This is a genomic window from Mesorhizobium qingshengii (assembly GCF_900103325.1).
In the GTDB taxonomy this organism is placed as follows: Bacteria; Pseudomonadota; Alphaproteobacteria; order Rhizobiales; family Rhizobiaceae; genus Mesorhizobium; species Mesorhizobium qingshengii.
Map to the genome: position 1 here is coordinate 82,298 of NZ_FMXM01000003.1, position 25,015 is coordinate 107,312.

Annotated in this window: 20 protein-coding genes and 1 pseudogene; 10 read left to right on the forward strand and 11 right to left on the reverse strand. The window is 64.7% G+C overall.

What is annotated here, in order from left to right; all coding sequences use genetic code 11:
* Positions 1 to 2 precede the first annotated feature (2 nt).
* Together BLS48_RS04105 and BLS48_RS04110 are read left to right on the forward strand one after the other, a co-directional pair.
* Entirely contained in the window at positions 3 to 983 is a 981-nt protein-coding gene (locus BLS48_RS04105) for a 2-dehydropantoate 2-reductase (RefSeq protein WP_091575748.1), read from the forward strand.
* Positions 984 to 1,222: 239 nt separating this feature from the next.
* The gene (locus tag BLS48_RS04110) at positions 1,223 to 1,987 is read left to right on the forward strand and encodes a LuxR C-terminal-related transcriptional regulator (protein ID WP_091575749.1); all 765 of its coding nucleotides are present in this window, start codon (positions 1,223 to 1,225) and stop codon (positions 1,985 to 1,987) included.
* 117 nt (positions 1,988 to 2,104) lie between these two features.
* Here the strand turns inward: BLS48_RS04110 and BLS48_RS04115 are convergent, their stop codons facing one another.
* From BLS48_RS04115 to BLS48_RS36110, 8 genes and pseudogenes are all read right to left on the reverse strand, one after another.
* A complete protein-coding gene (locus BLS48_RS04115) occupies positions 2,105 to 3,868 on the reverse strand; it encodes an ABC transporter ATP-binding protein (protein WP_091575750.1) in 1,764 nt (587 codons plus the stop codon).
* A gap of 163 nt (positions 3,869 to 4,031) precedes the next feature.
* Positions 4,032 to 4,976, reverse strand: a complete 945-nt coding sequence (locus BLS48_RS04120; RefSeq protein ID WP_091575751.1) for an acetamidase/formamidase family protein — start codon at positions 4,974 to 4,976, stop codon at positions 4,032 to 4,034.
* Positions 4,966 to 6,561 (reverse strand): ABC transporter substrate-binding protein, encoded by a 1,596-nt coding sequence (locus BLS48_RS04125; protein ID WP_425284656.1) that lies wholly within the window; start codon positions 6,559 to 6,561, stop codon positions 4,966 to 4,968. The genes BLS48_RS04120 and BLS48_RS04125 overlap by 11 nt, the downstream gene beginning before the upstream one ends.
* Before the next feature lie 82 nt (positions 6,562 to 6,643).
* Positions 6,644 to 7,564, reverse strand: coding sequence for an ABC transporter permease (locus BLS48_RS04130; protein ID WP_091575753.1), 921 nt, complete (start codon positions 7,562 to 7,564; stop codon positions 6,644 to 6,646).
* Complete coding sequence (locus BLS48_RS04135; protein ID WP_208604589.1) at positions 7,561 to 8,427, reverse strand: ABC transporter permease; 867 nt, start codon at positions 8,425 to 8,427, stop codon at positions 7,561 to 7,563. Before BLS48_RS04135 ends, BLS48_RS04130 begins: the two co-directional genes overlap by 4 nt.
* Positions 8,428 to 8,446: 19 nt before the next feature.
* On the reverse strand, positions 8,447 to 9,064 hold the full coding sequence (locus tag BLS48_RS04140; RefSeq protein ID WP_091575755.1) for an ANTAR domain-containing response regulator: 618 nt from the start codon (positions 9,062 to 9,064) through the stop codon (positions 8,447 to 8,449).
* Entirely contained in the window at positions 9,061 to 10,155 is a 1,095-nt protein-coding gene (locus BLS48_RS04145) for a transporter substrate-binding protein (protein ID WP_091575756.1), read from the reverse strand. Before BLS48_RS04145 ends, BLS48_RS04140 begins: the two co-directional genes overlap by 4 nt.
* Positions 10,156 to 10,306: 151 nt before the next feature.
* Positions 10,307 to 10,408, reverse strand: a pseudogene (locus tag BLS48_RS36110) (helix-turn-helix domain-containing protein); the annotation flags it as partial.
* 205 nt (positions 10,409 to 10,613) lie between these two features.
* On the opposite strand from BLS48_RS36110, the gene BLS48_RS04150 reads away from it, so the two are divergent.
* The 3 genes from BLS48_RS04150 (at position 10,614) to BLS48_RS04160 (ending at position 13,300) form a co-directional block, all read left to right on the forward strand.
* Complete coding sequence (locus tag BLS48_RS04150) at positions 10,614 to 11,468, forward strand: MetQ/NlpA family lipoprotein (protein WP_091575757.1); 855 nt, start codon at positions 10,614 to 10,616, stop codon at positions 11,466 to 11,468.
* A 97-nt stretch (positions 11,469 to 11,565) separates the two neighbouring features.
* A complete protein-coding gene (locus BLS48_RS04155; protein WP_091575758.1) occupies positions 11,566 to 12,663 on the forward strand; it encodes a methionine ABC transporter ATP-binding protein in 1,098 nt (365 codons plus the stop codon).
* Positions 12,644 to 13,300, forward strand: coding sequence for a methionine ABC transporter permease (locus tag BLS48_RS04160; RefSeq protein WP_091576194.1), 657 nt, complete (start codon positions 12,644 to 12,646; stop codon positions 13,298 to 13,300). The genes BLS48_RS04155 and BLS48_RS04160 overlap by 20 nt, the downstream gene beginning before the upstream one ends.
* A 98-nt stretch (positions 13,301 to 13,398) precedes the next feature.
* On the opposite strand, the gene BLS48_RS04165 is transcribed toward BLS48_RS04160, so the two are convergent.
* Together BLS48_RS04165 and BLS48_RS04170 are read right to left on the reverse strand one after the other, a co-directional pair.
* Positions 13,399 to 15,099 carry a hydantoinase B/oxoprolinase family protein gene (locus BLS48_RS04165; RefSeq protein ID WP_091575759.1) on the reverse strand — a complete coding sequence of 567 codons (1,701 nt, stop codon included), beginning with the start codon at positions 15,097 to 15,099 and terminating at the stop codon, positions 13,399 to 13,401.
* 1 nt (position 15,100) lies between these two features.
* On the reverse strand, positions 15,101 to 17,185 hold the full coding sequence (locus BLS48_RS04170) for a hydantoinase/oxoprolinase family protein (RefSeq protein ID WP_091575760.1): 2,085 nt from the start codon (positions 17,183 to 17,185) through the stop codon (positions 15,101 to 15,103).
* A 220-nt stretch (positions 17,186 to 17,405) separates the two neighbouring features.
* Between BLS48_RS04170 and BLS48_RS04175 the strand changes: the two genes are divergently transcribed.
* From BLS48_RS04175 to BLS48_RS04195, 5 genes are all read left to right on the forward strand, one after another.
* The gene (locus BLS48_RS04175) at positions 17,406 to 18,233 is read left to right on the forward strand and encodes a ferredoxin--NADP reductase (RefSeq protein WP_091575761.1); all 828 of its coding nucleotides are present in this window, start codon (positions 17,406 to 17,408) and stop codon (positions 18,231 to 18,233) included.
* Between the two features lie 153 nt (positions 18,234 to 18,386).
* On the forward strand, positions 18,387 to 19,442 hold the full coding sequence (gene deoC, locus BLS48_RS04180) for a deoxyribose-phosphate aldolase (RefSeq protein WP_091575762.1): 1,056 nt from the start codon (positions 18,387 to 18,389) through the stop codon (positions 19,440 to 19,442).
* A 67-nt stretch (positions 19,443 to 19,509) separates the two neighbouring features.
* Complete coding sequence (locus BLS48_RS04185; protein ID WP_091575763.1) at positions 19,510 to 21,882, forward strand: aldehyde dehydrogenase family protein; 2,373 nt, start codon at positions 19,510 to 19,512, stop codon at positions 21,880 to 21,882.
* Positions 21,883 to 22,186: 304 nt separating this feature from the next.
* Complete coding sequence (locus BLS48_RS04190; protein WP_091576195.1) at positions 22,187 to 22,918, forward strand: SDR family oxidoreductase; 732 nt, start codon at positions 22,187 to 22,189, stop codon at positions 22,916 to 22,918.
* Positions 22,919 to 22,944: 26 nt separating this feature from the next.
* Positions 22,945 to 23,790: a fumarylacetoacetate hydrolase family protein gene (locus BLS48_RS04195; RefSeq protein WP_091575764.1), complete on the forward strand. Its 846-nt coding sequence runs from the start codon at positions 22,945 to 22,947 to the stop codon at positions 23,788 to 23,790.
* Positions 23,791 to 23,985: 195 nt separating this feature from the next.
* Here the strand turns inward: BLS48_RS04195 and BLS48_RS04200 are convergent, their stop codons facing one another.
* A complete protein-coding gene (locus BLS48_RS04200; RefSeq protein WP_091575765.1) occupies positions 23,986 to 24,984 on the reverse strand; it encodes an ABC transporter ATP-binding protein in 999 nt (332 codons plus the stop codon).
* Positions 24,985 to 25,015: the final 31 nt, after the last annotated feature.

Below are 25,015 nucleotides of genomic sequence, written 5' to 3' on the forward strand. Positions count from 1 at the left end.
CGATGAAGATCACCATCTTCGGCGCCGGTGCGATCGGCGGTTATCTCGCGGCCAAGCTTGCGATTACCGGCCGGACCGATCTTTCGATCGTCGCGCGTGGCGCCCATCTCGAAGCGATCAAGACAAGCGGACTTCGCCTGATCGAGGACGGCCAGGAATCGGTCGCCCCCGTCAGGGCCGCCGCGAAGCCCGAGGAGCTCGGCGCCCAGGACTATGTCGTGCTGGCGCTGAAAGCCCATTCCCTCACCCCTGCCCTGGACCAGATCGCACCGCTGCTCGGCCAGGACACCGCTGTCGTCACCATGCAGAACGGCGTGCCGTGGTGGTATTTCCACGGCACTGGCGGGCCGCTCGAAGGCACGAGGTTGAATGCGGTCGATCCCGGCGGCGCGATCTGGGAGCGGATCGGGCCGCAGCGCGTCATCGGTTCGGTCGTCTATCCCGCGGTCGAGGTCGATGCGCCCGGCCTCATCCGCCATGTCGAGGGCAAGCGCTTCGCGCTCGGCGAACCCTCTGGCGAGCGCAGCGAACGGGTCACGCTGCTGGCCGAGGAAATGGTCAAGGCCGGGCTGCAGGTACCGGTGCGCGACGATATCCGCAGCGAAATCTGGGTGAAGCTGTGGGGCAATCTCTCCTTCAACCCAATCTCGGCGCTGACCGGCAGCACGCTGGCGGCGATCGTCGCCGACGAGGGCACCCGCACGCTGGCCCGCACCATGATGCTGGAGGCGCAAGCGATCGGCGAAAGCCTTGGCGTGCGCTTTCCGATCGCGGTCGACCGGCGCATCAAGGGTGCCGGTGATGTCGGCGAGCACAAGACCTCGATGCTGCAGGACCTGGAGCGTGGACGGCCGATGGAGATCGACGCGCTGGTGACGGCCGTCCAGGAACTCGGCCGGCTGACGGACAAGCCAACCCCGACCATCGATGCCGTGCTGGCGCTGGTGCGCCGCCTCGCCATCGAACGCGGCTGCTATTCCTGAGCCGATTCACCATGCTTTGAGCGGTTTCAAGCGCAGGGTGGAGCAATTGCCTTCATCGGGTCGGCGTATCGGGGCCGGTTGTTTTCGGATTGCCGAAATCGCGCCCGGAACCCGCTTCGCCCCGTCGTGTGCCTTGTTTCACATACGCCGGCCTCGAATCCACGCTTACTAAGCGGGAGCTAAAACAGTGGAGTGGCCACGCCCTCAATGGGTGGGAGCGGCGGTAAAGGGGTGAAGTTATGACAACAATTCAACCATACGAGACGGCCCAACAAAGCCTGTGCACTTTCGATATCGATCTTGATAACCCTCCCAAATCCACGGCGGCGGATATCGAGATCGCGATTATTGATGATCGACCGCTGATGTGCGACTGCCTGGCAAGAGGTCTCGCGGAAATCGAACCAGCATTTCGCTTCCGGCATTTCTCGAGCATCGAAGCCTTCGACGCGGCAGACCTGGAGGAGACCCAAAGGATCTCGACGGTCTTGATGTGCGTTATGTGGTCAAACTCCGAGGCAGACCACCATCTTGCCCGGATCGCCCACCTCAAAGCGACCAGACCTTCGGTCAGTGCCATCATCCTGGCCGATATCGAGAATCTTGACGACATTCTCAAGGCGATCGAAAATGGTGCGCGCGGTTACGTTCCGACGAGCGTCAGCTTGCAGGTTGCAGCCAAGGCCATTCATCTCGTGGCGGCAGGGGGGATTTTCATCCCGCCGAGTGTACTTTTCCAGTCAGCGCAAAACGTCAAGGACAGCCAGCAGACGGCCAAACAGCAGGCGCAGGACGACAACGTTTTTACGTCACGCCAGATTTCGGTCATAGAGGCGCTGCGTCGCGGGAAAGCGAACAAGATCATCGCATATGAACTCAATATGTGTGAGAGCACGGTCAAGGTGCATGTTCGCAATATCATGAAAAAACTTCGCGCCCGGAATCGGACCGAGGTGGCTTACATCCTGAATACGGCGCCGTATGAGGGGCTCATCAGGAATTGATCGACGGCGGCCGCGTGGTGACGCCATGACGCGTGAAGCGATCGAGATCGCCATCGCGTGATTGCAGCCGTGCCGTCCGAAGGCGGACGCACGGCTCGAACGGTCCAGGCAGAGCCCTCAGCTTCCAGCAGCAACAAGATGTCCGCCACCGACATCCTGCAACGCCAGTTTAAGCGGCGCCTCGCCGATCCTGCGGGTGGCGCTCGGTATCTCCTGGTCGAGGCGGGCGAAGCGGCTTCTTCGCTTGGCCGGGTCGGGCACCGGCACGGCTTCGATCAACCGCCTGGTGTAGGGGTGGCGCGGGTTGGAAAACACCTGGTCGCGCGTGCCCATCTCGACGATCTGGCCGAGATACATCACGGCGACGCGGTCGGAGATGTTCTCGACCACCGCCATGTCGTGCGAGATGAAGAGATAGGCGACACCAAATTCGCGCTGCAATTCCTTCAGCAGATCGAGCACGCGCGCCTGCACCGAGACGTCGAGCGCCGAGACGCTTTCGTCGGCGATGATCAACTTCGGCCGCAGCGCCAGCGCCCGCGCGATACAGACGCGCTGGCGCTGGCCGCCGGAAAATTCATGCGGATAAAGCTCCATCTGATCGGCCGACAGGCCGACACGCTCGAACAGCGCCGCAACCCGCTCCCCGCGCTCTTCCTTCGAAGCAATGCCATGGATGACGAGCGGCTCGGCGACGAGGTCGCCGACACGCATGCGCGGGTCCAGCGAGGCGAAGGGGTCCTGGAAAATCATCTGTACGTCGCGGCGCACCGCCTTGCGCTGGTCGCGGCCAAGGCCGGACAAATTGCGCCCGCCAACGACGATGTCGCCGGTGTAAGGCACCAGCCCGGCCAGCGCCTTGGCGGTGGTCGACTTGCCGCAACCGGACTCGCCGACCAGCGCCAGCGTCTCGTTGGGCGCGATCGAGAAGCTGACGCCCTCGACGGCGTGAACACGGCGGGTGACCCGGCCAAAGACGCCGCCGCGCAGATCGAAACGGACATGCAGATCGTTGACCACGGCGACATTGGCCGGCGTTGTCGTCTCGGCATCCCTGGATTTCTGCCGGCCGATCCCGGTGCCGATGCGCGGCACGGCGGCGAGCAGTTCGCGCGTGTAGTCGGCTTGCGGCCGGGCGAAGATGTCTGATGTCTTTCCCTCTTCGACCATGCGGCCATGCCGCATGATGATGACGCGATCGGCCATTTCGGCGACCACGCCCATGTCGTGGGTGATGAGGATGACGCTGGTGCCATGCTCACGCTGCAGGTCGCGCAACAGCTCCAGCACCTCGCCTTGCACGGTGACATCGAGCGCGGTCGTCGGCTCGTCGGCGATCAGCACGTCGGGCTTGAGCGCCAGCGCCATGGCGATCATCACCCGCTGGCGCATGCCGCCGGACAGTTCGTGCGGAAACTGCTTCAGCCGGCTTTCGGCTTCGGAGATGCGCACCGCCTTCAGCGCCTCGATGGCGCGCTGGCGGGCCTCGGCTGACGACAGGCTGGTATGCGCCTCGATGGACTCGGTCAGTTGCCGGCCGATCGACAGCACCGGATTGAGCGAGGTCATCGGCTCCTGGAAGATCATGGCGATGCGGTCGCCGCGAATGCGCCGCATCTGGCGCTCGTCGAGCGTCGTGAGTTCGGTCTCGCCGAGGCGGATCGTACCGGATGAAATCCGGGCTGCGGGCTGCGGCAGCAATTGCATGATCGCCAGCGCGGTCATCGATTTTCCGGAACCGGATTCGCCGGCGATGCAGAGCGTCTCGCCGCGGGAAAGTGTCAGCGAGAGGTTAGACACGACCTCTCGCTCGCCCTCCTCGCCGCGCACGCTGACGGAGAGGTTGGCGATGTCGAGGATTGTTTCGGGGATCGAAGTCATTGCAAGAGCGGGGTTCTGAGAAGTTCATTCCGGCTCGCCCCCCACCCGGACCTTTGGTCCGACCTCCCCACAAGGGGGAGGTGGGGCGCTGGCGTTTTACCCTCCCCCCTGTGGGGAAGGTCGCTGCAAAGCAGCGGGGTGGGGGTGCGGCGCCGACCTGACGTCATTCGAACACGCAGCGTGGGAAGTAGAACGACACCACCCAGTTCGGCATGTCGACGATCTCGCTGATCCTGAGATCACCGCACACCGAGGCCAGCATATAGGCCTCGACCGGGTCTATCTTGTAGCGGCCAGAGAGCAGGTCGACCATCTGCGCGACCGCCTCCCTGGCGCCGGCCATCAGGTCCGGGCCGATGCCGGTCGTCACCTCATAGCCCTTGGCATCGAGGTGGCGGGTCACCGGGCCTGGGGTGGTGAAGCGCGGCGTCTTCAGCCTGGCGTCCTTGACCAGGTCGAGCTTGAGCACGACATCCATCGGGCTTTCGATCGCCGTGCCGCAGACCTCGCCGTCGCCTTGCGCGGCGTGCGTATCGCCGACCGAAAACAGCGCGCCCGCCACCTCCACCGGCAGGTACAGCGTGGTGCCGGCGGCGAGATCGCGGATGTCGAGATTGCCGCCGACGCGCCTCGGCGGCACCACCGAGTGGTGGCCCTTTTCCGCCAGCGCGTTGCCGATGGTGCCGGCGAAGGGTTTCAGCGGCACACGCGCATTCTTGCCGAACAGCGCCGGCTCGAGCGAGGCGGCGTCGTATTTCCAGATGTTCAACGCCGGCTCCTTGAAGTCGTCGGCGAGCAGGCCAAAACCTGGAATGTTCGCCGTCCAGCCGAAGCCGGACGGCTTGAACATCTCGATCGTCACCTTCAGCGCGTCACCCGGCTCGGCGCCCTCGACGAAGATCGGCCCGGTCACCGGGTTGACCTTGGCGAAGTCGAGCCTGGCGACATCCGCAACCGTGCTGTCGGCCTGAAGCTGGCCGCCACCCGCATCAAGGCACTGGAACTCGATGGTCGAGCCGGGCGCCACCCGCTCGGCAGGGACAAACGAATTGTCCCAGCCGAAATGGTGATGGCGTCCGTGGATGGTGTAGTCGCAGTTATTGCACATCTTTTACGTACACATTGTCGTAGTTGATCGGGATATGGACCGGGTCGACATAGAGGTTGTCGGCGCCGCCCATGCGGGCCGATTTCATGGTGAAGCGCTGCTCGTTGAAGACCGGCGCCCACGGCGCGTCCTCCATCACCTTGTCGTAGATGGCGCTCCACATCTTGTCGCGCTCGCCCGCCTTGGCCGGGTCGACCACGGAGTCGGCCTCGGCCGCCTTGGCGTCGAGATCCTTGTTGCAATACCACGACCAGTTCCAGCCGCCCGGTACAGCGCCGGCACAGCCGAGGATCGGGCCATAGAAGTTCGACGGATCCGGGAAATCGGCGATCCAGGCCATGCCGCCGGACCAGATCATCGGTGCGCCGGCCTTGTCGCCGCCGGCGGCGATGACGTTGGCCTGCGCCAGCGACTGGATGCTGGCCTTGATGCCGATCGCGGCCAGGTCCTGCTGGATCGCCTGGGCGATGCGCGGGTTGGGATCGGTGTTCATGGCGAACAGCTGGGTGTCGAAACCATCGGGATGACCGGCCTCGGCGAGCAGCGCCTTGGCCTTGGCGACGTCATAGGGATAGCCCTTGAACTCCTTGTCGTAGCCCGGCATCGACGGCGGCAGCGGCTGGTTGGCCGGCACGGCGCGGCCGTTGATGATCTGGATGATGCGGGCCTTGTTGATCGCCATGTTGACGGCCTGGCGCACCTTCACATTGTCGAAAGGCGCCATGGTGGTGTTCATGGTGACGTAGCCGGTGTGCAGCTGACCGCCTTCGACGACGCGCGCCTTCTGCTCGGGATCGGCCATCACCTCCTGGAACTTGGCCGGCGGAATGCCGTCGCCGGGCACGTCGATTTCGCCCTTCTGCAGGCGCAGCAGCGCCACGATCGGCTCTTGGCCGATCTCGAAGGTGATCTTGTCCAGGTGCGGCAGGCCCTTGTGCCAGTAGTCCGGATTGCGCTCGAAGACGATGCGCTGGCCAAGCGTCCATTCGGCCAGCTTGAAGGCGCCGGTGCCGACCGGATGCTTGCCGAAATCGGCGCCGTATTTCTCGACCTCTTCCTTCGGCACGACATGCGAGAAGTTGATGGCCATGACATGCAGGAAGGTGGCGTCGGGACGGGTCAGCTCGAACTTGACGGTGTAAGGGTCGACGACGGTGACGCCGGCCAGGCTTTCGGCCTTGCCGGCGGCGACATCGTCATAGCCCTTGATCGAGCCGAAGAAGCCGGCGCCGGGGCTCTGCGTCTTCGGGTTGGTGACGCGGTCGAGCGAATATTTCACGTCGTCGGCCGTCATCTCGCGGCCATTGTGGAATTTTACGCCGTGGCGCAGCTTGAAGGTGAAGGTCTTGCCGTCGGGCGAAATCTCGTAGCTTTCGGCAAGGTCGGGCTTCAGATTGGTGGTGCCCGGCTCGTAGTCCATCAGCCCGTCGAACAGACTCTTGATCATCGACCAGTTCTGCCAGTCATAGCCGATCGCCGGATCGAGCGTGGCGACGTCGTCCTTGTAGGTGATGGTGATGGCGCCGCCCTGCTTGGCGTTCGGATCGACTGTGTCCTCGGCGCGTACGCTCGTCATGCCGAGCATTAGCGCCAGCGCCGATGCCGCTACAGTGGAGGCCAGAAATTTTTTCATTTCGTGTTCCCTTTCTCTGGTTGTTTTCTTGGTTTCATCTGAGCTTGATGCGCGGGTCGATGAAGGGCGCGATGACGTCGGCCAGGAGATTGCCGAGCACGATGGCGAAGGCCGACACCAGCGTGACGCCCATGATGATCGGGATGTCGACGCGCTGGATGGCCTGCCAGGCCAGCTGGCCGATGCCGGGCCAGCCGAACACGCTTTCGACGACAACGATGCCGCCCATGAAGATGCCGATGTCGATGCCGATCATGGCGATGACCGGCAGGATGGCGTTGGGCAGCGCGTGGCGGAAGATGATCGCGCTCCGCGCCAGGCCCTTGGCGCGGGCGGTGCGCACATAATCCTGGCGCAGCACGTCGATCATCGACGAGCGCATCATGCGCGCGTACCAGCCGGCGCCGAGGATGCCCATGGTCAGCGATGGCAGCACGAGATGGCGCCAGGTGCCGTAGCCGCCGATCGGAAACCAGCTCAGCCGCACGGCAAAGACGTAGAGCAGCAAAAGGCCGACGACGAATTGCGGCGCCGAGACGCCGACGAAGGAAGCGACCATCAGCGTCTGGTCGGTGGCGGTGCCGCGCTTGACGGCGGCGATCAGCCCCATGCTCAGGCCGATCAGCAGTTCGCACAGGATGGCGCCGACCATCAGCAACAGGCTGGCCGGCAGTCGCGAGACAATCAACTCGGTGACCTCGGAACGCTGGATGTAGGAGCGGCCGAGATCGCCGCTGGCGAGCTTCACCAGATAGCGCCAGTACTGGATGACGAAGGGCTGGTCGAGGCCGAGCTGCTGGCGGATGTTCTCGACCGTCTGCGGCGTGGCGCTCCGGCCGGCGATCTGGCGCACCGGATCGGCCGGCAACAGATAGAGCAGCGCGAAGGTGATCAGCGAGACGCCGAGCAGGATGAGCAGCGATTGGATGAGGCGGCGGCCGAGATAGGCGATCATGCCCGGCCCCTTTGCGTCGGATCGAGAATGTCGCGCAGCGCATCGCCGATCAGGTTGAAGGCCAGCGCCAGCGCCAGGATCGCCGCACCGGGGAAAAACACAAGCCAGGGGGCGGCCTGGAAGTAGGTCTGGTTCTCGAAGATGATGTTGCCCCACGAAGCCGTCGGCGGCTGCACGCCGATACCGAGGAAGGAGAGCGTCGCTTCGAGCAGCACCGTGGTCGAAATGCCGAGCGTGCCCCAGACGATAATGGTCGGCAGCAGATGCGGCAGGATGTGGCGAAACAGGATGCGGGGCGCGCTGGCGCCGATGGTGCGCTCGGCGTCGATGAACTCGCGCTCGGCGAGCGAGCTGGTCTCGGTGTAGATGACGCGCGCGGTCTGCACCCAGTTGACCAACGCGATGACCATGGCGACGATCCACAGGCTGGGCTCGAACACCGCCGCCAGGCAGATGGCGAGCAGCAGCGCCGGAAACGCCATCATCAGGTCGGTGAAACGCATCAGCGCGCTACCGATCCAGCCGCGGAAATAGCCTGCGGTGACGCCGACCAGCGTGCCGATGAACAGTGCCACGCCATTGGCGACGATGCCGATGATCAGCGAGGTGCGCGCGCCATAGAGGATGCGGGTCAAGAGGTCGCGGCCGAGCAGGTCGGTGCCCAGCCAGAATTGAGCATTGGGCGGCAAGGGCGAGCCTTCTAGTGTCAGGCCGTCGAACATCTGCTCGTTGGGATCATAGCCGGTCAGCCATGGCGCCAGCACGGCGCCGGCAACGACGATGGCGACGATCCCCAGGCCGAGCATTGCCAGGCGGCGTTTGACCAGCCGGCGCCAGACGCCGGCACGCGGCTTGACCGGCATGCGCCCGGCGGCCGGGAGATCAGGCGCGATGGGACTGGTCATCGCCGCCTTCTTCCCCCGTTGCTTCTTCGCTTGTCATCGCCACGATCCGGCGCGCGGCATCCTCGACGCTGATCTGCCAGCTCATCGCCAGCGAGCGCAGCTGCGCATAGGCGCGATCGTCGTCGGTGCCTTTCGACAGCGCCGTCACGGCGCGCACGATGGTCTGGCGCTCGGCGACGCGCTGGCGAAGCGACGCAATTTCGCTGGCCAGATGCTTGCGCGCCTCGAAACTCTGCCGCGCGATCAGCAGCGCGCTGTAGACGCCGGCAGTGCCGACCGGCTTCAAGAGTTGCGCATCGGCCTTATGCGACAGCGCCCACTCGATGCGGCCGGGTGCCTCCGAGCCGATCAGCGCCACCAGCGGCATCGGCGCCTCGCCCGGCTTCCAGGGAAACTGCTCGTCGAAGCCGAGATCGGCGTCGAAGAAGACGAAGTCGGCGGCCAGCGCCTCAGGCGGCAGTTCCGGCCAGCAGTCCAGCGTGGTCAGGCCGATGGCCGACAATTGCCTGGTGATCGCCTGCACCGTCGGATGCGGGCGATGCAGGATGAAGGCCCTGGCCCCACCGAGATTGGGGATGCGCGGCGTCCTGGTCACGACACGACCCTCAGGCGGGGACGGCCGAATGTCCTGGCCGGGTCGTAACGCGACAGATAGGGGTCCGGCGCGACCTCGTGCTGCCGGCTGACGACTTCGAAGAAGCCGTCCGCGATCCGCCCGATGATCACCGGCAGCGTCGCGTGCTGGGTGTGGGCGTCGATGGCAATGGGCCCGAGGCGGGTCGAGAAGCGCTGCTCGGCGAACGCCCTGGAAAATTCCGCCGGACCAGCGTCGGGATCGCGGGAGAGCACGTCGGCCATCACCTGCACCGACGCATAGGCGGAGGCCTCGAAGGACGAGCCGAAAGCGGCCGGCCGCGGCGCGAAATAGGGCCCGACAGACAGATGCCCTCTCCCTGTCTCGCCGATCGCCGGCAGCTCGCCCTCGGTGAGGTTGCAGGAAATGACGGGGCAGTTTTCCGGACGGAAGGCGGGATCCTCGTCGCCCAGGTCGCGATAGGCCGCCAGGAAGGCGTAGGACGAGGTGCCGATCAGATTGTTGAGGATGAAGTTCGGCCGCGTGGCCCGGATTTCCCCGATCAGACGCGACACGTCGGTCTCGCCGATGCGCAGATAGCGCTCGCCCAGGACCTTGCCGCCGGCATCCGCGATCAGGTCGCGTGCCACGCGGTTCATCTCCCAGCCCCAGATGTAGTTCGAGCCGAGCAGGAAGCCGTTGGCGCCGAAGCGCGGCACGACATAAGCCAGCAGCGGCACCAGGTGCTGGTTGGGGCAAGCGTGCATGTAGACGACATGCTCGTTGGCCTCGAACCCCTCATAGGGGCAGGCGTACCAGAGCATCCCGCCCGCCTTCTCCAGCACGGGAATGGTCTCCTTGCGGCTCCAGGAGGTGACGCAGCCGACGACATGGCGGGCGCTGCTGGTCTTGAAGATGTCCTCGCACAAGGTCGCGTAGCGATCGGCATTGCTTTGCGGGTCGCGCTCGACCGGCACCAGCTCGATGCCTGAGCTCCGATCGGCGTTGATATCGGCGATCGCGCGCATCGCGCCCATCCGGCACGCATCGGACACGAGCTGATAGCTCCCCGAGCGGGAATAGAGGATGCCGATCTCGATACGCCGTTTCAAACAGATCCCCAAAAATAACAATGCCCCGCAGCCACCGCCGGCGAGGCGAGGCATACGAGGCATTCTTGCCGCCCGGCGATCAGAGCCGGTATTTTGCCCTAGCGTATTCGGTACGGCGGGTCAGTCAAGCGGGAAAAGTGCTACGCTCAACTCAACCCTGCTCCAATTGCTTCCGGCGCCACGCGGCCGGAGCCTCGCCAACCCGCGCGCGGAAGACCCTTTGGAAATGGGCTGGATTGTCGAAGCCGATCTCATAAGGCAATACCCCCGACGGTGCGCATCGTCGACCCCGGCGGTGTCTTGTGCTCGCTGCCTTGAAATTTTTGAGAGAATATTCCCGGTATTGAGGGCAACCGCGAAACGCGATTCTTTGATAAATTCGATAGAATTTCTGACGATGTGACCAAGGCTGAGCAATCCGTTTGGCTGCCATGACTTCACAACCGCAGAGATCAATCATGTCCGACTTCAAAAACACTTTGCCATCTTCCCTTTGGTCAACCCTCAACCGGCGCGGCGGTCTTGCTCTGCTGTTCGCATCGGCTGTCGCAATTGGCAGTCTGATGGCACCCCACGCGTCGTTCGCCGAGGACAAGAAGTCGATCAAGGTCGGCATCATCAGTGGCGAGGACGAGGATGTGTGGCGGGTCGTCGTCGCGCAGGCGGCCGAAAAGGGCCTCGCCGTCGAGACCGTGGTGTTCAACGACTACACCCAGCCCAACGAGGCACTGGAGCGTGGCGAAATCGACGCCAACGCCTTCCAGCACCAGCCCTATCTCGACAACCAGATCAAGACTCAAGGCTACCACATCGTCCGCGTCGGCTATACCGGCGTCTGGCCGATCGGCCTCTACTCGAAGAAGTGCAGCAAGGTCGCCGACCTGCCCGAGGGCGCGGTCATCGGCGTGCCGAACGATCCTTCCAACGAGGGCCGGGCGCTGCGCGTCCTCCAGAACGAGGGCGTGATCAAGCTGAAGGACGGCACCGGCATTCTCGCCACCACCGCCGACATCGCCGAGAATGCCAAGAAGGTGGTGATCAAGGAGCTCGACGCTGGCATCGTCGGCCGCTCGGTCGAGGATCTCGACGCCGCCGTGGTCAACACCGACTGGGCGCTGAAAAGCGGCCTGACGCCGGAAAACCGCATCGCGCAGGAGCCCATCGCCGACAATCCGTACCGCAACTTCATCGCGGTGAAGGTCGGCAATGAGAACGAGGCCTGGGTGAAGACGCTGGTGGCTTCTTATCAGAACGAGGCCGTGAAGGCCGAGTTCGACAAGGTCTACAAGGGCACCGGCCTCAGCGCCTATTGAGAGCATCCGCGACCGGGCGACCGGTTCGAGAGCACTAGCGGTCCGTGCTTGAGCGCGGGCCGCAATCGCGTTTCGGATGGCGAGAACAGGAACACGCATGAACCAGCATTTCACGGCATCCGTGGACACCACCGATCCGACCCATGGCCGGCCTGACGCGTCTCAGGACGTCGTGCGCCTTGTCGAACTGAAGCGCCGTTTCGGCGTGACGGCGGCGCTCGACGGTGTCTCGCTGACGGTGCGCAAGGGCGAGATCCTCGGCATCATCGGTCGCAGCGGCGCCGGCAAATCGACGCTGATCCGCTGCCTGAACGGTCTGGAACGGCCCGATTCCGGTGAGGTGTTCATCGAAGGCCGCGAGATCAGCCGGCTCGGAGAGCGCGACCTGCAGCCGCTGCGGCGGCGCATCGGCATGATCTTCCAGCATTTCAACCTGCTGTCGGCCAAGACCGTCGAGGACAATGTGGCGCTGCCGCTAAAGATCGAGGGCCGGCCGAAGGCCGAGCGGCTGGCACGTGCGGCCGAACTGCTCGATCTCGTCGGCCTGTCGGAGAAGGCAAAAGCCTATCCGGCGTCGCTGTCCGGCGGCCAGAAGCAGCGCGTCGGCATCGCCAGGGCGTTGGCGGCCCGGCCGGCGCTGCTGTTGTCGGACGAAGCCACCTCGGCGCTCGATCCGGAGACGACGCGTTCCATCCTTGCCCTGCTGAAGGACATCAACCGGCAGCTTGGCCTGACCATCCTGCTGATCACCCATGAGATGGAGGTGATCCGCTCCATCGCCGACCGGGTGGCGGTGATCGACGCCGGGCGCATCGTCGAGGAAGGGCCGGTCTGGTCGGTGTTCGCCGACCCGCGCTCGGACATCACCCGCAGCCTCCTCGGCGCCATCCGGCCGCAGTTGCCGGCCGAACTGGCGGCCCGGCTGGTGCCGGGGGCCGGCGCGGAAACGATCCTGCGCGTCGACGTGGCCGGCGAGGCCGCGCGCGGCCCACTGCTCTCGGATCTCGCGGCAATCGTCCCCGGTCCGTTCCGCCTCGTCCATGGCGGCATCGACCACATCCAGGAGCAGCCCGTCGGCACGCTGTTCCTTTCTGTCCCTGGCAGCGATGCAAGGCATCTCGCCGAAGTGATCACATTCCTGAAGTCCCGCCAGGCGCGGGTGGAGGTGCTTGGCCATGTCGCCCATCCTGTTTGAGCTTCTGCTGCGTTCGATCTGGGAAACGGTGCTGATGACGGCCGCGTCCGGCCTCATCTCGCTGGTTTTCGGCCTGCCGCTCGGGCTGGCGCTGGTCGCCACCGATCGCGGCGGCATCGCCGAAAGCCTGTGGGTCAACCGCGCGCTTGGCGCCGTCATCAACGGCTTCCGCTCCGTGCCCTTCATCATCCTTCTTGTGGCGCTGATCCCGGTGACGCGGCTTATCGTCGGCACCTCGATCGGCACATGGGCGGCCATCGTGCCGCTGTCGATTGCCGCCACGCCCTACTATGCGCGCATCGCCGAAGTGTCGCTGCGCGAGGTCGACCACGGGCTGGTCGAGGCGGCGCGCGCCATGGGCGGCAACCGCTGGACGATCATCCGCGAGGTTCTGGTGCCGGAAGCGCTGCCCGGCATCGTCGCCGGCTTCACGGTGACGCTGGTGACGCTGATCGGCGCTTCAGCCATGGCCGGCGCGATCGGCGCCGGCGGGCTCGGCGACCTCGCCATCCGCTACGGCTACCAGCGCTTCGAAACCAGCGTCATGATCGCCGTGGTCATCGTGCTGATCATCCTGGTCTGCGGCATCCAGTGGGCCGGTGACCGGTTGGTGGCGAGGCTGGACCGGAGAGCGTGAGACTGAAGCCGGCTAACTATGCTCTCGGCCTGACACCTTCAGGATCGAAGAGCCGTGTCGATGTCATGCGCCGAAAAAGTCCGGTCCGATGCGGGAGATCAGGACGCCGGGCCCGCCGGTGCGACCCCAAACAGGTCCTTGGCTTCCTCGGCCGTGTAGTAGCCAAGTCTGACATCCCGAGCGACCAGTTCACGGTCACGCTGTAGTGGATCGCCATAGCCGCCACCGCCCGGGGTGCCGACGCGCACGCGGTCGCCGGCCTTCAAGGCGATGTCTTGCTCCTTGGAGAGATGCGGCGGCACATGTGCCTGGCCGTCGCGGAAGACTGTCACAGTGTTGACCGCGCCGTCCTTGCCGCCGAGCGCGCCTTGCGGACCGAAACGGCCGTGATCCATGACGAAGGAGGCGCGGGCGTCGCCACGCAGGATTTCGACCTCGTAGGCGAGGCCAAAACCGCCGCGATGCTTGCCGGCACCGCCCGAGCCCTCGCGCAAGGCATAGTGACGGTAGAGCACGGGAAAGGCCTGTTCCATGATCTCGACCGGCGGCGACTTGGAGATGCCGATGGTCGAGCAGCCATTGGTCAGGCCGTCATGGTCGGCATTGCCGCCGTAGCCGCCGCCGGAGATCTGGTACATGACGTAGTCGCGGCCGCGTGCCGGGTCGTTGCCGCCGAGCGCAAAATTGCCGCTGGAGCCGGCGGGAGCCGCCGTCACCTTGTCCGGCAGCGCCTGTACCATGGCCGCGAACACCGCCTCGGCGATGCGCTGCGACACTTCGGCGGCGCAGCCTGAAACCGGACGCGGATACTTGGCGTCGAGGAACGTGCCTTCCGGCCGCTTGACATCAAGCGGCTCGAAGGCGCCGGCGCTGATCGGCACATCCGGGAAAATATGACGCATGGCGAGATAGACCGAGGACAAGGTCGTCGCCAGCACGCTGTTCATCGGTCCGGCGCACGGCTTTGACGAGCCGGCGAAGTCGAAGGTCAGCGTGTCGCCCTGTTTCTCGACAGCGAGCGCGATGGTCAGCGGCTCGTTGACCACCCCGTCGGAATCGACAAACGCCTTGGAATGGTAGGTGCCGTCGGGGATGGCCGATATGTTGGCGCGCATCTGTTCGGCTGCACGCCGGCGCAATTCGGCGATCGCCTCGACAACAGTTTCGTCACCGTAACGATCAAGGATTCCATTGAGCCGGTCCTGGCCGATGAGCAGCGCCGCGGCCTGGGCGCGGATGTCGCCGATGCGCTGGTCGGCGACGCGGATGTTGGAACAGATGATGGCGTAGATTTCGGGATCGAGCACGCCTTTCTTGAACAGTTTCACCGGTGGCAGCCGCAGGCCTTCCTGCTCGACCGCCGTCGCCGAAGCGGAAAACCCGCCTGGCACCGAGCCGCCAATGTCGGGCCAATGGCCGGTGTTGGACAGCCAGCAGAAGATCTTTCCGTCTCTGTAGACCGGCATGGCGAAGCGCACATCCATCAGATGGGTGCCGCCGAGATAGGGGTCGTTGACGATGTAGATGTCGCCTGGGTCCGGCGGCAGGCAGCGACCATCGGCGATCATCTCGATCACCGTCCTGGTCGAATACTGCATGACGCCGACAAACACCGGCAGGCCCTGGCTGCCTTGTGCGATCAGCGAGCCATCGACGGCCGAATATATGCCGTCGGAACGGTCATTGGCTTCGGCGATGACCGGTGAAAAGGCGGCACGCGAAAAGGTCAGATCCATCTCGTCGCAGACCTGTTGCAGGGCCGCCTGGAGGACCGACAGGGTGATGGCGTCGAGCTTCATCTCAGGCCTCGCCAATGTCGATGATGATGTTGCCGTCGGCGTCCGATCTTGCGCGGTCACCGGGTTCGAGCACGGTTGTGGCGTCCATCTGTTCGAGGATCGCCGGGCCTTCGATGACGGCGTCGAGCGGCAGCTTTTCGCGTGCGTAGACCGGCGTCTCGTGCCAGCGACCGCCATACCAGACCGGCCGGATCTCGCGCCGTGCCTCGTCGAGCGTCTTTGCGCGCCCCGCCGGGTCTATCAGCCGCGACAGGTCGATCGCCGGCCTGACACCGGTGACCGAGGTGTTGAGGTTGACCAGGTTGGCGCGGATTTCCGGTAGCTCGACCTTGAAGCGGGCGAAGTAGGCTTTCTCGAACAGAAGCTGCAGTTCGTTTCGGGTCATCGACGAGGACGGCAGCGGCACGTTGATGATGTGCGTCTGGCCGACGAACTGCATGTCGGCGGAGTGGGTGACGCGGATCGTCTCCGGCTTCACCGCTTCCTTGCCGATCAGCTCTTCACCTTCGTTTCGGTGCCGTTCCAATACGGCGTGAAGCTGGGCTTCGTCGAGCACAGCCACGGGCTGGTTGACCGTGTTGACGAAGTCATGGCGCAAGTCGGCGACGACGCAGCCGAGCGCGTTGGTGATGCCGGGCCGCGCCGGCACCAACACCTTCGGCAGGCCGAGTTCGCGCGCCAGGGCGGTGGCATGCAGCGGCCCGGCGCCGCCGAAGGCAAACAGCGCGAAATCGCGCGGGTCATGGCCGCGCGACACCGAGACCATGCGGATGGCACCGGCCATCTTCATGTTGCCGAGCCGCAGCACCGCGCCCGCCGCCTCGACGCCGGACAGGCCGGTCGCCTTGCCAATTTTGTCCTCGAAGATGCCGGTGACACGCTCGACAGTGACCGGATTTTCGACCGCCAGCAGCTTCTTCGGCGCCAGCCGGCCGAGCACAAGGTTGGCGTCGGTGATGGTCGGCTCGAGGCCGCCGCGCCCGTAGCAGATCGGGCCGGGATTGGCGCCGGCACTTTCCGGGCCGATCTGGATCAGACCCGCCGCGTCGACGCGGGCGATCGAGCCGCCGCCGGCGCCCACAGTGTGCACCGCCACCATCGGCACATGGATCGGCATCGCATATTCGATCTCGATCTCGTTCGACACCGCCGGCTCGGCGTTGCGGATCAGCGCCACGTCGGTCGAGGTGCCGCCCATGTCGTAGGTGACGAGGTTTTCGAAGCCGGCGCGCTTTCCGGTGTAGGCGGCGGCGATAACGCCGGAGGCCGGGCCCGACATGACCGTCTTGGCCGACTCACGTGTGACGAAGCGGGCCGAGATCATGCCGCCATTGCCGTTCATGATCAGGAAGTCGCGGGCATAGCCTTTTGCCCCCAGCTCCTTGCGCAGCCGCTCGACATAGCGCTCGAGGATCGGCTGCACGGAGGCGTTGACCGAGGCGGTGACGCCGCGCTCGAATTCGCGCGCTTCCGACAGCAGCGCATGGCCCGCCGTGATGTAACCGTTCGGCCAGAGTTCGGCGGCGATCTCGGCGGCGCGCCGCTCATGCGCCGGGTTGGCGTAGGAATGCAGGAAATGGATGACGAGGGATTCGCAGCCGGCCGCGATCAGCATCTTCACCGCCTCGCGCATCTCGGCCTCATCGAGCGGTGTGCGTACGGTCCCGGAGGCCTCGACGCGCTCCGACGCTTCGAGCCTGAGATTGCGCGGAATGATCGGCAGGAAGCTGCCGGTCATGCCATAGGCCTGCGGCCGTGTGCGCCGGCCAAGCTCGATCACGTCGCGAAAACCGCGCGTGGTGATCATGCCGGTTTTCGCCAGCCGGCGTTCCAGCACCGCATTGGTGGTGGTGGTTGTGCCGTGCACGATGAGGTCGATGCCATCGATCGGAAATCCGGTGGCGCCGAGCGCCGAAACGACGCCGAACGCCTGGTTGTCGACCGTGGTCGGGGTCTTGGCGATATGCACCCGGCCACCGTCGCGGCCATCGATCAGGAGCAGGTCGGTGAAGGTTCCGCCGACATCGATGCCGGCGACGACGCTGCCCAGGGAATCCGGCGGCTGCACCGAAAAATTCTCTTTCATTGTCGAAACCCGAAATGCCCGGACTACGGATATGGCACAGTTTGGAAAGGTGTTTCGCGGCGGTATCTTGACGCAAATATCGTTTGTATACTAATAAATTCCGGACACAAGAGCTTACGCTTCGGAGTGTGCGAGCGGCACGCTGGAACCTGAATGGTTCGGGCGCGCAGGAAAAGGTTTGGTGCCCGCGCCCGCGGGTTGGGCCAGAAGGTTGGATTTGATGAACACCACATCCGCGCTCAACATCGCCGGCGCCCGTCCATTGCAATTCCCGATCCCCGCCAATGTCTATGCCGAAACCGTCGTCTCGGTGAAGCACTATACCGACCGGCTGTTCTCGTTCCGCATCACCCGTCCGCAATCGCTGCGCTTCCGGTCCGGCGAATTCGTCATGATCGGCCTGCCCAATGCCGAGAAGCCGGTGTACCGCGCCTATTCGGTGGCGAGCCCGGCCTGGGACGACGAGCTGGAATTCTTCTCGATCAAGGTGCCGGACGGCCCGCTGACCTCGGAACTGCAGAAGATCCAGGTTGGCGATACCGTCATCATGCGCCAGAAGTCGACCGGCACGCTGGTGCTGGACGCACTGACGCCCGCAAAGCGCCTGTTCATGATCTCGACCGGCACCGGCATCGCGCCTTTCGCCAGCCTGCTGCGCGACCCCGACACCTATGAGAAGTTCGAGCAGGTCATCCTGACCCACACCTGCCGCGACGTTGCCGAACTCACCTACGGCCAGGAGCTGGTCGCGGCGCTCGAAAGCGACCCGCTGATCGGCGAACTGACCGGCGGTCGCGTCACCCTCTACAATTCGACGACCCGCGAAGAGTCGGCATGCATGGGCCGCATCACCGCGCTGATCGGCTCCGGCAAGTTCTACAGTGATCTCGGCATCGACAAGCTCAATCCGGAAACCGACCGCATCATGATCTGCGGCTCGATGCACATGCTCAAGGACGTCAAGGAACTGGCCGAGAGCCTTGGTTTCGAGGAGGGCTCGCTCAGCCACCCGGCGAGCTTCGTAGTGGAGCGTGCCTTCGTCGGCTGAGACCCGGTCGCATCGTTCCAGGAACGGTTTTTGACCATACGGTCAAAAACCAGCTGCCTTGGCGACCTTTTTCCGCTATTGGTGCCCGAAGGACTCGTGAAGTACGACTTCGCGGGCTATCCTCGGCATGACCGCTGAACAAAGGGGCAGGAGATGAGCAGCACAATCCGCGAAGCCGAGCTCGGTGCCAGCGCATCCAAGGTGACGCCGCTGCCGGCGCGTGCCGCCGCCAATACTCCCGTGCCGCAGGACCATCGCATCGCGCGCAATCCCGGCATGAAGCTCGACCTCGGCTTCATGGAATCGATGCGCAACGTCAACCGCTCGGCGCTCGAACGCCGAGTCGCGAGCCTGACCAAGCGGCGCTCGATCAAGGCCGACAACCAGGCGGCATGGCTGTTGCGCGCCGTCGCCTGCATGGATTTGACGACGCTGAATTCCAACGACACCGAAGAGCGCGTACGCCGGCTTTGCGCCAAGGCGATCAACCCGTTCCGTCGCGACATCGTCGAGGAGCTCGGCATTGCAGGTGAAATCATCCGGCCGGCCGCGGTCTGTGTCTATCATCCCTTCGTCGCCGCCGCCGTCGAGGCCGTGCGCGGCACCGGCATTCATGTCGCCGCGGTTTCCACCGCCTTTCCGCACGGCCTTGCGCCGCTGTCCACCCGCCTGCAGGAAATCGAGGCTTCGGTGAAGGACGGCGCCGACGAGATCGACGTCGTCATTCCGCGCGGTCTGGTGTTCGGGGCCAAGTGGCGGGAGCTCTACAATGAGATTGTCTCGATGCGCGCCGCCTGCGGCGACGCGCATCTGAAGGTCATTCTCGGCACCGGCGACCTCGCCACGCTGCGCAATGTCATGCTGGCCTCGATGGTGGCGATGATGGCCGGCGCTGACTTCATCAAGACCTCGACCGGCAAGGAAAGCGTCAATGCGACGCTGCCCGTTGGGCTGGCCATGGTGCGCGCCATCCGCGCCTATTTCGAGGAGACCGGCCATCTCATCGGCTTCAAGCCGGCGGGCGGCATTTCCACGGCGAAGGCCTCGCTCGACTGGCTGGTGCTGATGAAGGAAGAACTCGGCCGGCCGTGGCTGGAGCCGGAGCTGTTCCGCTTCGGCGCCTCGAGCCTTTTGACCGACATCGAGCGCCAGCTCGAGCATCATCTGACCGGCCACTATTCGGCCAATCATCGCCACGCGATGGCTTGAGCAACCCACCCCGATCGGCTTTGCCGATCGACCCACCCCACGAGGGGGAGGGTGAAGGAGGCACCTGATGAACATTCTCGACCGCTATCACGCCATGGACTACGGCCCGGCGCCGGAGGCTCGCAATGAGGCCGATGCGTGGCTTGCCGCGCGCGATTTCGGCAAGGCGCTGTTCATCGGCGGCGACTGGAAGGCCGCTTCCGGCGGCAAGACCTTCGAGACCAGCGAGCCCTCTTCCGGCAAACTGCTGGCCAAGGTGTCCGACGCCAATGCCGCCGATATCGACGCGGCGGTTGCGGCCGCCACCAAGGCGCTGCCGAAATGGTCGGCCTCCTCCTGCTATCAACGCGCCAAAGTTCTCTACGCCATCGGCCGCGCCATGCAGCGTCATCAGCGCCTGTTCGCGGTGCTTGAGACAATCGACAACGGCAAGCCGATCCGCGAAAGCCGCGACATCGACGTGCCGCTGGCCATCCGCCATTTCATCCACCATGCCGGCTGGGCGCAGGCACTGGACAGGGATTTCCCCGGCCAAAAGGGCGTCGGCGTCGTCGGCCAGATCATCCCGTGGAATTTTCCGCTGTTGATGTTGGCCTGGAAGATCGCGCCGGCGCTCGCCGCCGGCTGCACCGTGGTGCTGAAGCCGGCCGAGTTCACGCCGCTCACCGCCATCCTGTTTGCCGAGATCTGCGAGCGCGCCGGCGTGCCGAAAGGCGTCGTCAACATCGTCCAGGGCGGCCCGGAAGCGGGCGCGGCAATCGTCAACCATCCCGGCATCCAGAAGATCGCCTTCACCGGTTCGTCCGAGGTCGGCAAGATCATCCGCAAGGCGACCGCCGGGTCGGGCAAGAAGCTGTCGCTCGAGCTCGGCGGCAAGTCGGCCTTCATCGTCTTCGAGGACGCCGATCTCGACAGCGCCGTCGAGGGCCTGGTCGATGGCATCTGGTTCAACCAGGGCCAGGTTTGCTGCGCCGGCTCGCGGCTGCTGGTGCAGGAAGGCATTGCCGAGGCCTTGATCGCCAAGGTCAAGACGCGGATGAGCCGGCTGCGCGTCGGCAGCCCGCTCGACAAGAACACCGATATCGGCCCGCTGGTCGACTTGACACAGCTCGACCGGGTCAAGGGCCTGGTCGCCGAAGGCGCCAGACAGGGCGCCATCTGCTGGCAACCGGATGCCGCGCTGCCATCTTCCGGCTACTACCACCTGCCGACTCTCGCCACCGGTGTTTCGCCGGCTAATATCCTTGCACAGGAGGAAGTTTTCGGCCCGGTTCTGGCCACCATGACCTTCCGCAACACCGAGGAAGCGATCGAACTCGCCAACAACACGCGCTATGGGCTCGCCGCCTCGGTGTGGAGTGAGAACGTCAATCTTGCCCTGCACGTCGCGCCGCAATTGAAGGCCGGCGTCGTCTGGGTCAACGGCACCAACATGTTCGACGCCGCCTGCGGCTTCGGCGGTTATCGCGAGAGCGGCTTCGGCCGTGAGGGCGGGCGCGAAGGCATGTTCGAATATCTCTCGGCAAAGCTGCCGCTCGGCCCGGTGATCAAACCGGCGACGCTCTCGGCGCAACCTGCCGAGCAGTCGGACGGCGACGCTATCGACCGCACAGCCAAGCTGTTCATCGGCGGCAAGCAGGTGCGGCCGGATGGCAATTATTCGCTGGCGATTGCCACCGCCAAGGGCAAGCTGGCCGGCGAAGTGGGCCTCGGCAGCCGCAAGGATATCCGCGACGCCGTGTCCGCCGCCCGCGCCTGCAAGGGCTGGCCGGAAGCGACCGCCTACAACCGTTCCCAGGTGCTCTACTACCTGGCCGAAAATCTTTCCGGCCGCGCGGGCGAGTTTGCCGCCCGCCTCACCGAGCTGACCGGCGCCAGCGCCAAGGCAGCGCGCGACGAGGTCGACCAGTCGATCGAACGGCTGTTCCTCTATGCCGGTCTTGCCGACAAGTTCGAGGGACGCGTGCACCAGCCGCCGGCTCGCACCGTGACGCTGGCGCTGCACGAGCCTGTCGGCGTCGTCGGCATCGTCGCGCCCGACACCTCGCCCCTGCTCGGCCTGATCTCACTGGTCGCACCGGCGCTGGCCATGGGCAATACCGTGGTCGCCGTGCCTTCGGAGCGCCACCCGCTGCTGGCCACCGACCTCTACCAGGTCATCGAATATTCCGACGTCCCGGCCGGCGCCATCAACATCGTCACCGGCCGCAGCGCCGAGCTTGCCAGCGTGCTGGCCAAGCATGACGATGTCGACGGGCTATGGGTGTTCGCCGATGCCGACACCTGCGCCAAGGCGGAAGCCGAGTCCATCGGCAACCTCAAGCGCGTCTGGAGCGGCAATGGCCGCGGCCTCGACTGGGCGTCCGACGAGGCAGCCGGCGACGCCTTCCTGCGCCGCGCCGTCGAAGTGAAGAATGTCTGGGTGCCTTACGGAGACTGATGCATGCCGCCCAAAAGCGTGCCCCCCGGGCTTGACCCGAGGGTGCGTAGCGGTTTTGGGGGCACCGACATGCATGGAAACAAACAGCGAAAGCGGGTCGAGCCCTTTGAGCGTTTGTACGCAGCTGTCGACATGGTGATCGTGTTCGGGCTTGACGCCCGGATGCGTGTTCTTTAACGAGAAAAAACATCTTTATCTGTGGGATGGCAGTGGCACAGGCCGCACAATGGCGTCCGACTGGCACATGACGCCTTGGCCAACTGCCGATAAACCCGAACGATCCAAAGCGGGCGAGGAGAACAGCATGGCGGATCTGGCAGGCAAGATCGTTGTCGTCACGGCAGCGGCGCAAGGCATCGGCAAGGCGAGCGCGCTGGCCTTCGCCAAGGCAGGTGCTGTCGTCTACGCCACCGACATCAACGAAGCGCTGCTGGCGGAGCTCGCCAAGACGTCGGGCATCAAGACCCGCAAGCTCGATGTGCTCAACGACGAGGCGGTCAACGCTGCCTTTGCCGAGATCGGCAAGGTCGATGTGCTGTTCAACTGCGCCGGCTTCGTCCATTCGGGCTCGATCCTCGAAATGAAGGACGCCGATCTCGATTTTGCCTTCAACCTCAACGTCCGCGCCATGATCCGCACTATAAGGGCCGTGCTGCCCGGCATGCTGGACCGCGGTGACGGCTCGATCATCAACATGTCGTCGGTTGCCGGCGCCGGCAAGGGCGTGCCCAACCGGTTCGCCTATGGCGTCACCAAGGCCGCCGTCATCGGCCTGACCAAGGCGATCGCCGCCGACTATGTCGGCAAGGGCATACGCTGCAACGCCATCTGCCCCGGCACGGTCGAGAGCCCGTCGCTGCAGGACCGCATGCATGCGCAGGGGGATTACGAAGCCGCCCGCGCCGCCTTCATCGCCCGCCAGCCGATGGGCCGGCTCGGCACGCCGGAGGAAATCGCCGATCTGGCCGTCTATCTGGCCGGTGCCACCTATACGTCCGGACAGGCCTATAATATCGACGGCGGCTGGTCGATCTGAACCAATCTGACTGAGGAGACCATTACATGAAGCTGCTGCGCTATGGCGAGGTGGGGAGCGAACGTCCCGGCCTGCTCGATGCGGATGGAACGATCCGCGATCTCTCCGCCCATGTCGCCGACATTGCCGGCACAACTCTTCATCCGGCCTCGCTGGACATGCTGGCCAGGCTCGATCCGAAGTCGCTGCCGGTGGTTGCCGGCAAGCCCCGCATCGGTGCCTGCGTTGCCGGCACCGGCAAGTTCATCTGCATCGGCCTCAACTATTCCGACCATGCCGCCGAGACCGGCGCCACCGTGCCGCCGGAGCCGATCATCTTCATGAAAGCAAGCTCGGCCATTGTCGGTCCGGACGACGACGTGCTCATTCCGCGCGGCTCGGTCAAGACCGACTGGGAAGTCGAGCTTGGCGTGGTCATCGGCAAGACCGCCAAATATGTCAGCGAGGCCGACGCGCTCGACTATGTCGCCGGCTACTGCGTTTCGCATGACGTCTCGGAACGCGCCTTCCAGGCCGAGCGGCAGGGCCAGTGGACCAAGGGCAAGAGTTGCGACACGTTCGGCCCGATCGGCCCGTGGCTGGTAACCAAGGACGAAGTGGCCGATCCGCAGAACATCAAGATGTGGCTGACTGTCAACGGCAAGACGATGCAGAACGGCTCGACCAAGACCATGGTCTATGGCGTGGCCTACCTGGTTTCCTACCTCAGCCAGTTCATGTCGCTGCACCCCGGCGACATCATTTCGACCGGCACGCCGCCCGGCGTCGGTCTCGGCATGAAGCCGCCGGTTTTCCTGAAGGCCGGCGACGTGGTGGAGCTTGGCATTGAGGGGCTCGGCCAGCAGAAGCAGACGTTCAAGGCTGACGTGTAGAAACCTTCCCTTCCCCCCCTGTGGGAGAAGGTGGATCGGCGCGTAGCGCCGAGACGGATGAGGGGTGCTGGAAGAAACGCGGCGTATAAAAATCAAAGGATTTGAGGCGCTCAGCGTAGCGATCCTTCCAACACCCCTCATCCGCCTTCACTTCGTTCAGGCACCTTCTCCCACAAGGGGGAGAAGGTATAGGCGCTACTTCAGCACCTTCCCATCCGCTCCAAACCGATAGGTCTTCGCCGGATCCGGCGTCGCATAGAGCGTCGCACCCGGTTCGGCATCATAGACACCGAAAATCCGCACCGTGATCAGCCCGGCCTTTTCGCAGTCGAGATAGAGGTTGGTGTCGGCGCCGAGATGCTCGGCATGCACCACCGTTCCCTTCCAGCTGCCCGACTTCGGATCAACCGTCAGATGTTCCGGCCGCACGCCGATGGTCTTGGCCGTCTCGCCGAGACGGGCACCATCGATGAAATTCATCTTTGGTGAGCCGATGAAGCCGGCGACGAACTCGTTCGCCGGCGAATTGTAGAGTTCCATCGGGCCGCCGATCTGCTCGATCCGACCGGCATTGAGCACGACGATCTTGTCGGCCAGCGTCATCGCCTCGACCTGGTCGTGGGTGACGTAGATCATTGTCGCCTTCAGCCGGCGGTGCAGCTGTGCGATCTCCAGCCGCGTGTTGACGCGCAGCGCGGCGTCGAGGTTCGACAATGGCTCGTCGAACAGGAACAGCTTGGGCTCGCGCACCACGGCGCGGCCGATGGCGACGCGCTGGCGCTGGCCGCCGGACAGTTCGGCCGGGCGCCGTTCAAGATAAGGTTCCAGCGACAGCATCGACGAGGCAATGCCGATGCGCCGCTCGATCTCGGCCGTAGGCGTGCCCGCCTGCTTGAGGCCAAGGCCCATATTGTTCTTCACCGTCAGGTGCGGATAGAGCGCATAGGTCTGGAACACCATGGCGATACCGCGCTTGGCCGGCGGCGTCGCCGAGACATCCTCGCCGTCGATGACCACTCGGCCCGAGGTCGAATCCTCCAGCCCGGCGATGACCCTGAGCAGGGTCGACTTGCCGCAGCCAGAAGGACCGACGAAGACGACGAATTCGCCATCGGTCACTTCGAGGTTGATGCCCTTCAGCACCTCGACCGGCCCGAAGGCCTTCTTCACATTCTCGATTTTCAGCGAGCCCACGGCTTCGTTCCTGTCGTTAGAGTTTGACTCG

Excerpts from the sequence above, each read along its gene's own strand:
- BLS48_RS04135 (WP_208604589.1), bottom strand. The coding sequence starts at position 8,427 with ATGCCGGTCAAGCCGCGTGCCGGCGTCTGGCGCCGGCTGGTCAAACGC.
- BLS48_RS04190 (WP_091576195.1), top strand. The coding sequence starts at position 22,187 with ATGGCGGATCTGGCAGGCAAGATCGTTGTCGTCACGGCAGCGGCGCAA.
- BLS48_RS04185 (WP_091575763.1), top strand. The coding sequence starts at position 19,510 with ATGAACATTCTCGACCGCTATCACGCCATGGACTACGGCCCGGCGCCG.
- BLS48_RS04165 (WP_091575759.1), bottom strand. The coding sequence starts at position 15,099 with ATGAAGCTCGACGCCATCACCCTGTCGGTCCTCCAGGCGGCCCTGCAA.
- BLS48_RS04175 (WP_091575761.1), top strand. The coding sequence starts at position 17,406 with ATGAACACCACATCCGCGCTCAACATCGCCGGCGCCCGTCCATTGCAA.
- BLS48_RS04150 (WP_091575757.1), top strand. The coding sequence starts at position 10,614 with ATGTCCGACTTCAAAAACACTTTGCCATCTTCCCTTTGGTCAACCCTC.
- BLS48_RS04105 (WP_091575748.1), top strand. The coding sequence starts at position 3 with ATGAAGATCACCATCTTCGGCGCCGGTGCGATCGGCGGTTATCTCGCG.
- BLS48_RS04125 (WP_425284656.1), bottom strand. The coding sequence starts at position 6,561 with ATGCTCGGCATGACGAGCGTACGCGCCGAGGACACAGTCGATCCGAAC.
- BLS48_RS04120 (WP_091575751.1), bottom strand. The coding sequence starts at position 4,976 with ATGTGCAATAACTGCGACTACACCATCCACGGACGCCATCACCATTTC.
- BLS48_RS04115 (WP_091575750.1), bottom strand. The coding sequence starts at position 3,868 with ATGACTTCGATCCCCGAAACAATCCTCGACATCGCCAACCTCTCCGTC.
- BLS48_RS04160 (WP_091576194.1), top strand. The coding sequence starts at position 12,644 with ATGTCGCCCATCCTGTTTGAGCTTCTGCTGCGTTCGATCTGGGAAACG.
- BLS48_RS04170 (WP_091575760.1), bottom strand. The coding sequence starts at position 17,185 with ATGAAAGAGAATTTTTCGGTGCAGCCGCCGGATTCCCTGGGCAGCGTC.
- BLS48_RS04110 (WP_091575749.1), top strand. The coding sequence starts at position 1,223 with ATGACAACAATTCAACCATACGAGACGGCCCAACAAAGCCTGTGCACT.
- BLS48_RS04130 (WP_091575753.1), bottom strand. The coding sequence starts at position 7,564 with ATGATCGCCTATCTCGGCCGCCGCCTCATCCAATCGCTGCTCATCCTG.
- BLS48_RS04155 (WP_091575758.1), top strand. The coding sequence starts at position 11,566 with ATGAACCAGCATTTCACGGCATCCGTGGACACCACCGATCCGACCCAT.
- deoC (WP_091575762.1), top strand. The coding sequence starts at position 18,387 with ATGAGCAGCACAATCCGCGAAGCCGAGCTCGGTGCCAGCGCATCCAAG.
- BLS48_RS04195 (WP_091575764.1), top strand. The coding sequence starts at position 22,945 with ATGAAGCTGCTGCGCTATGGCGAGGTGGGGAGCGAACGTCCCGGCCTG.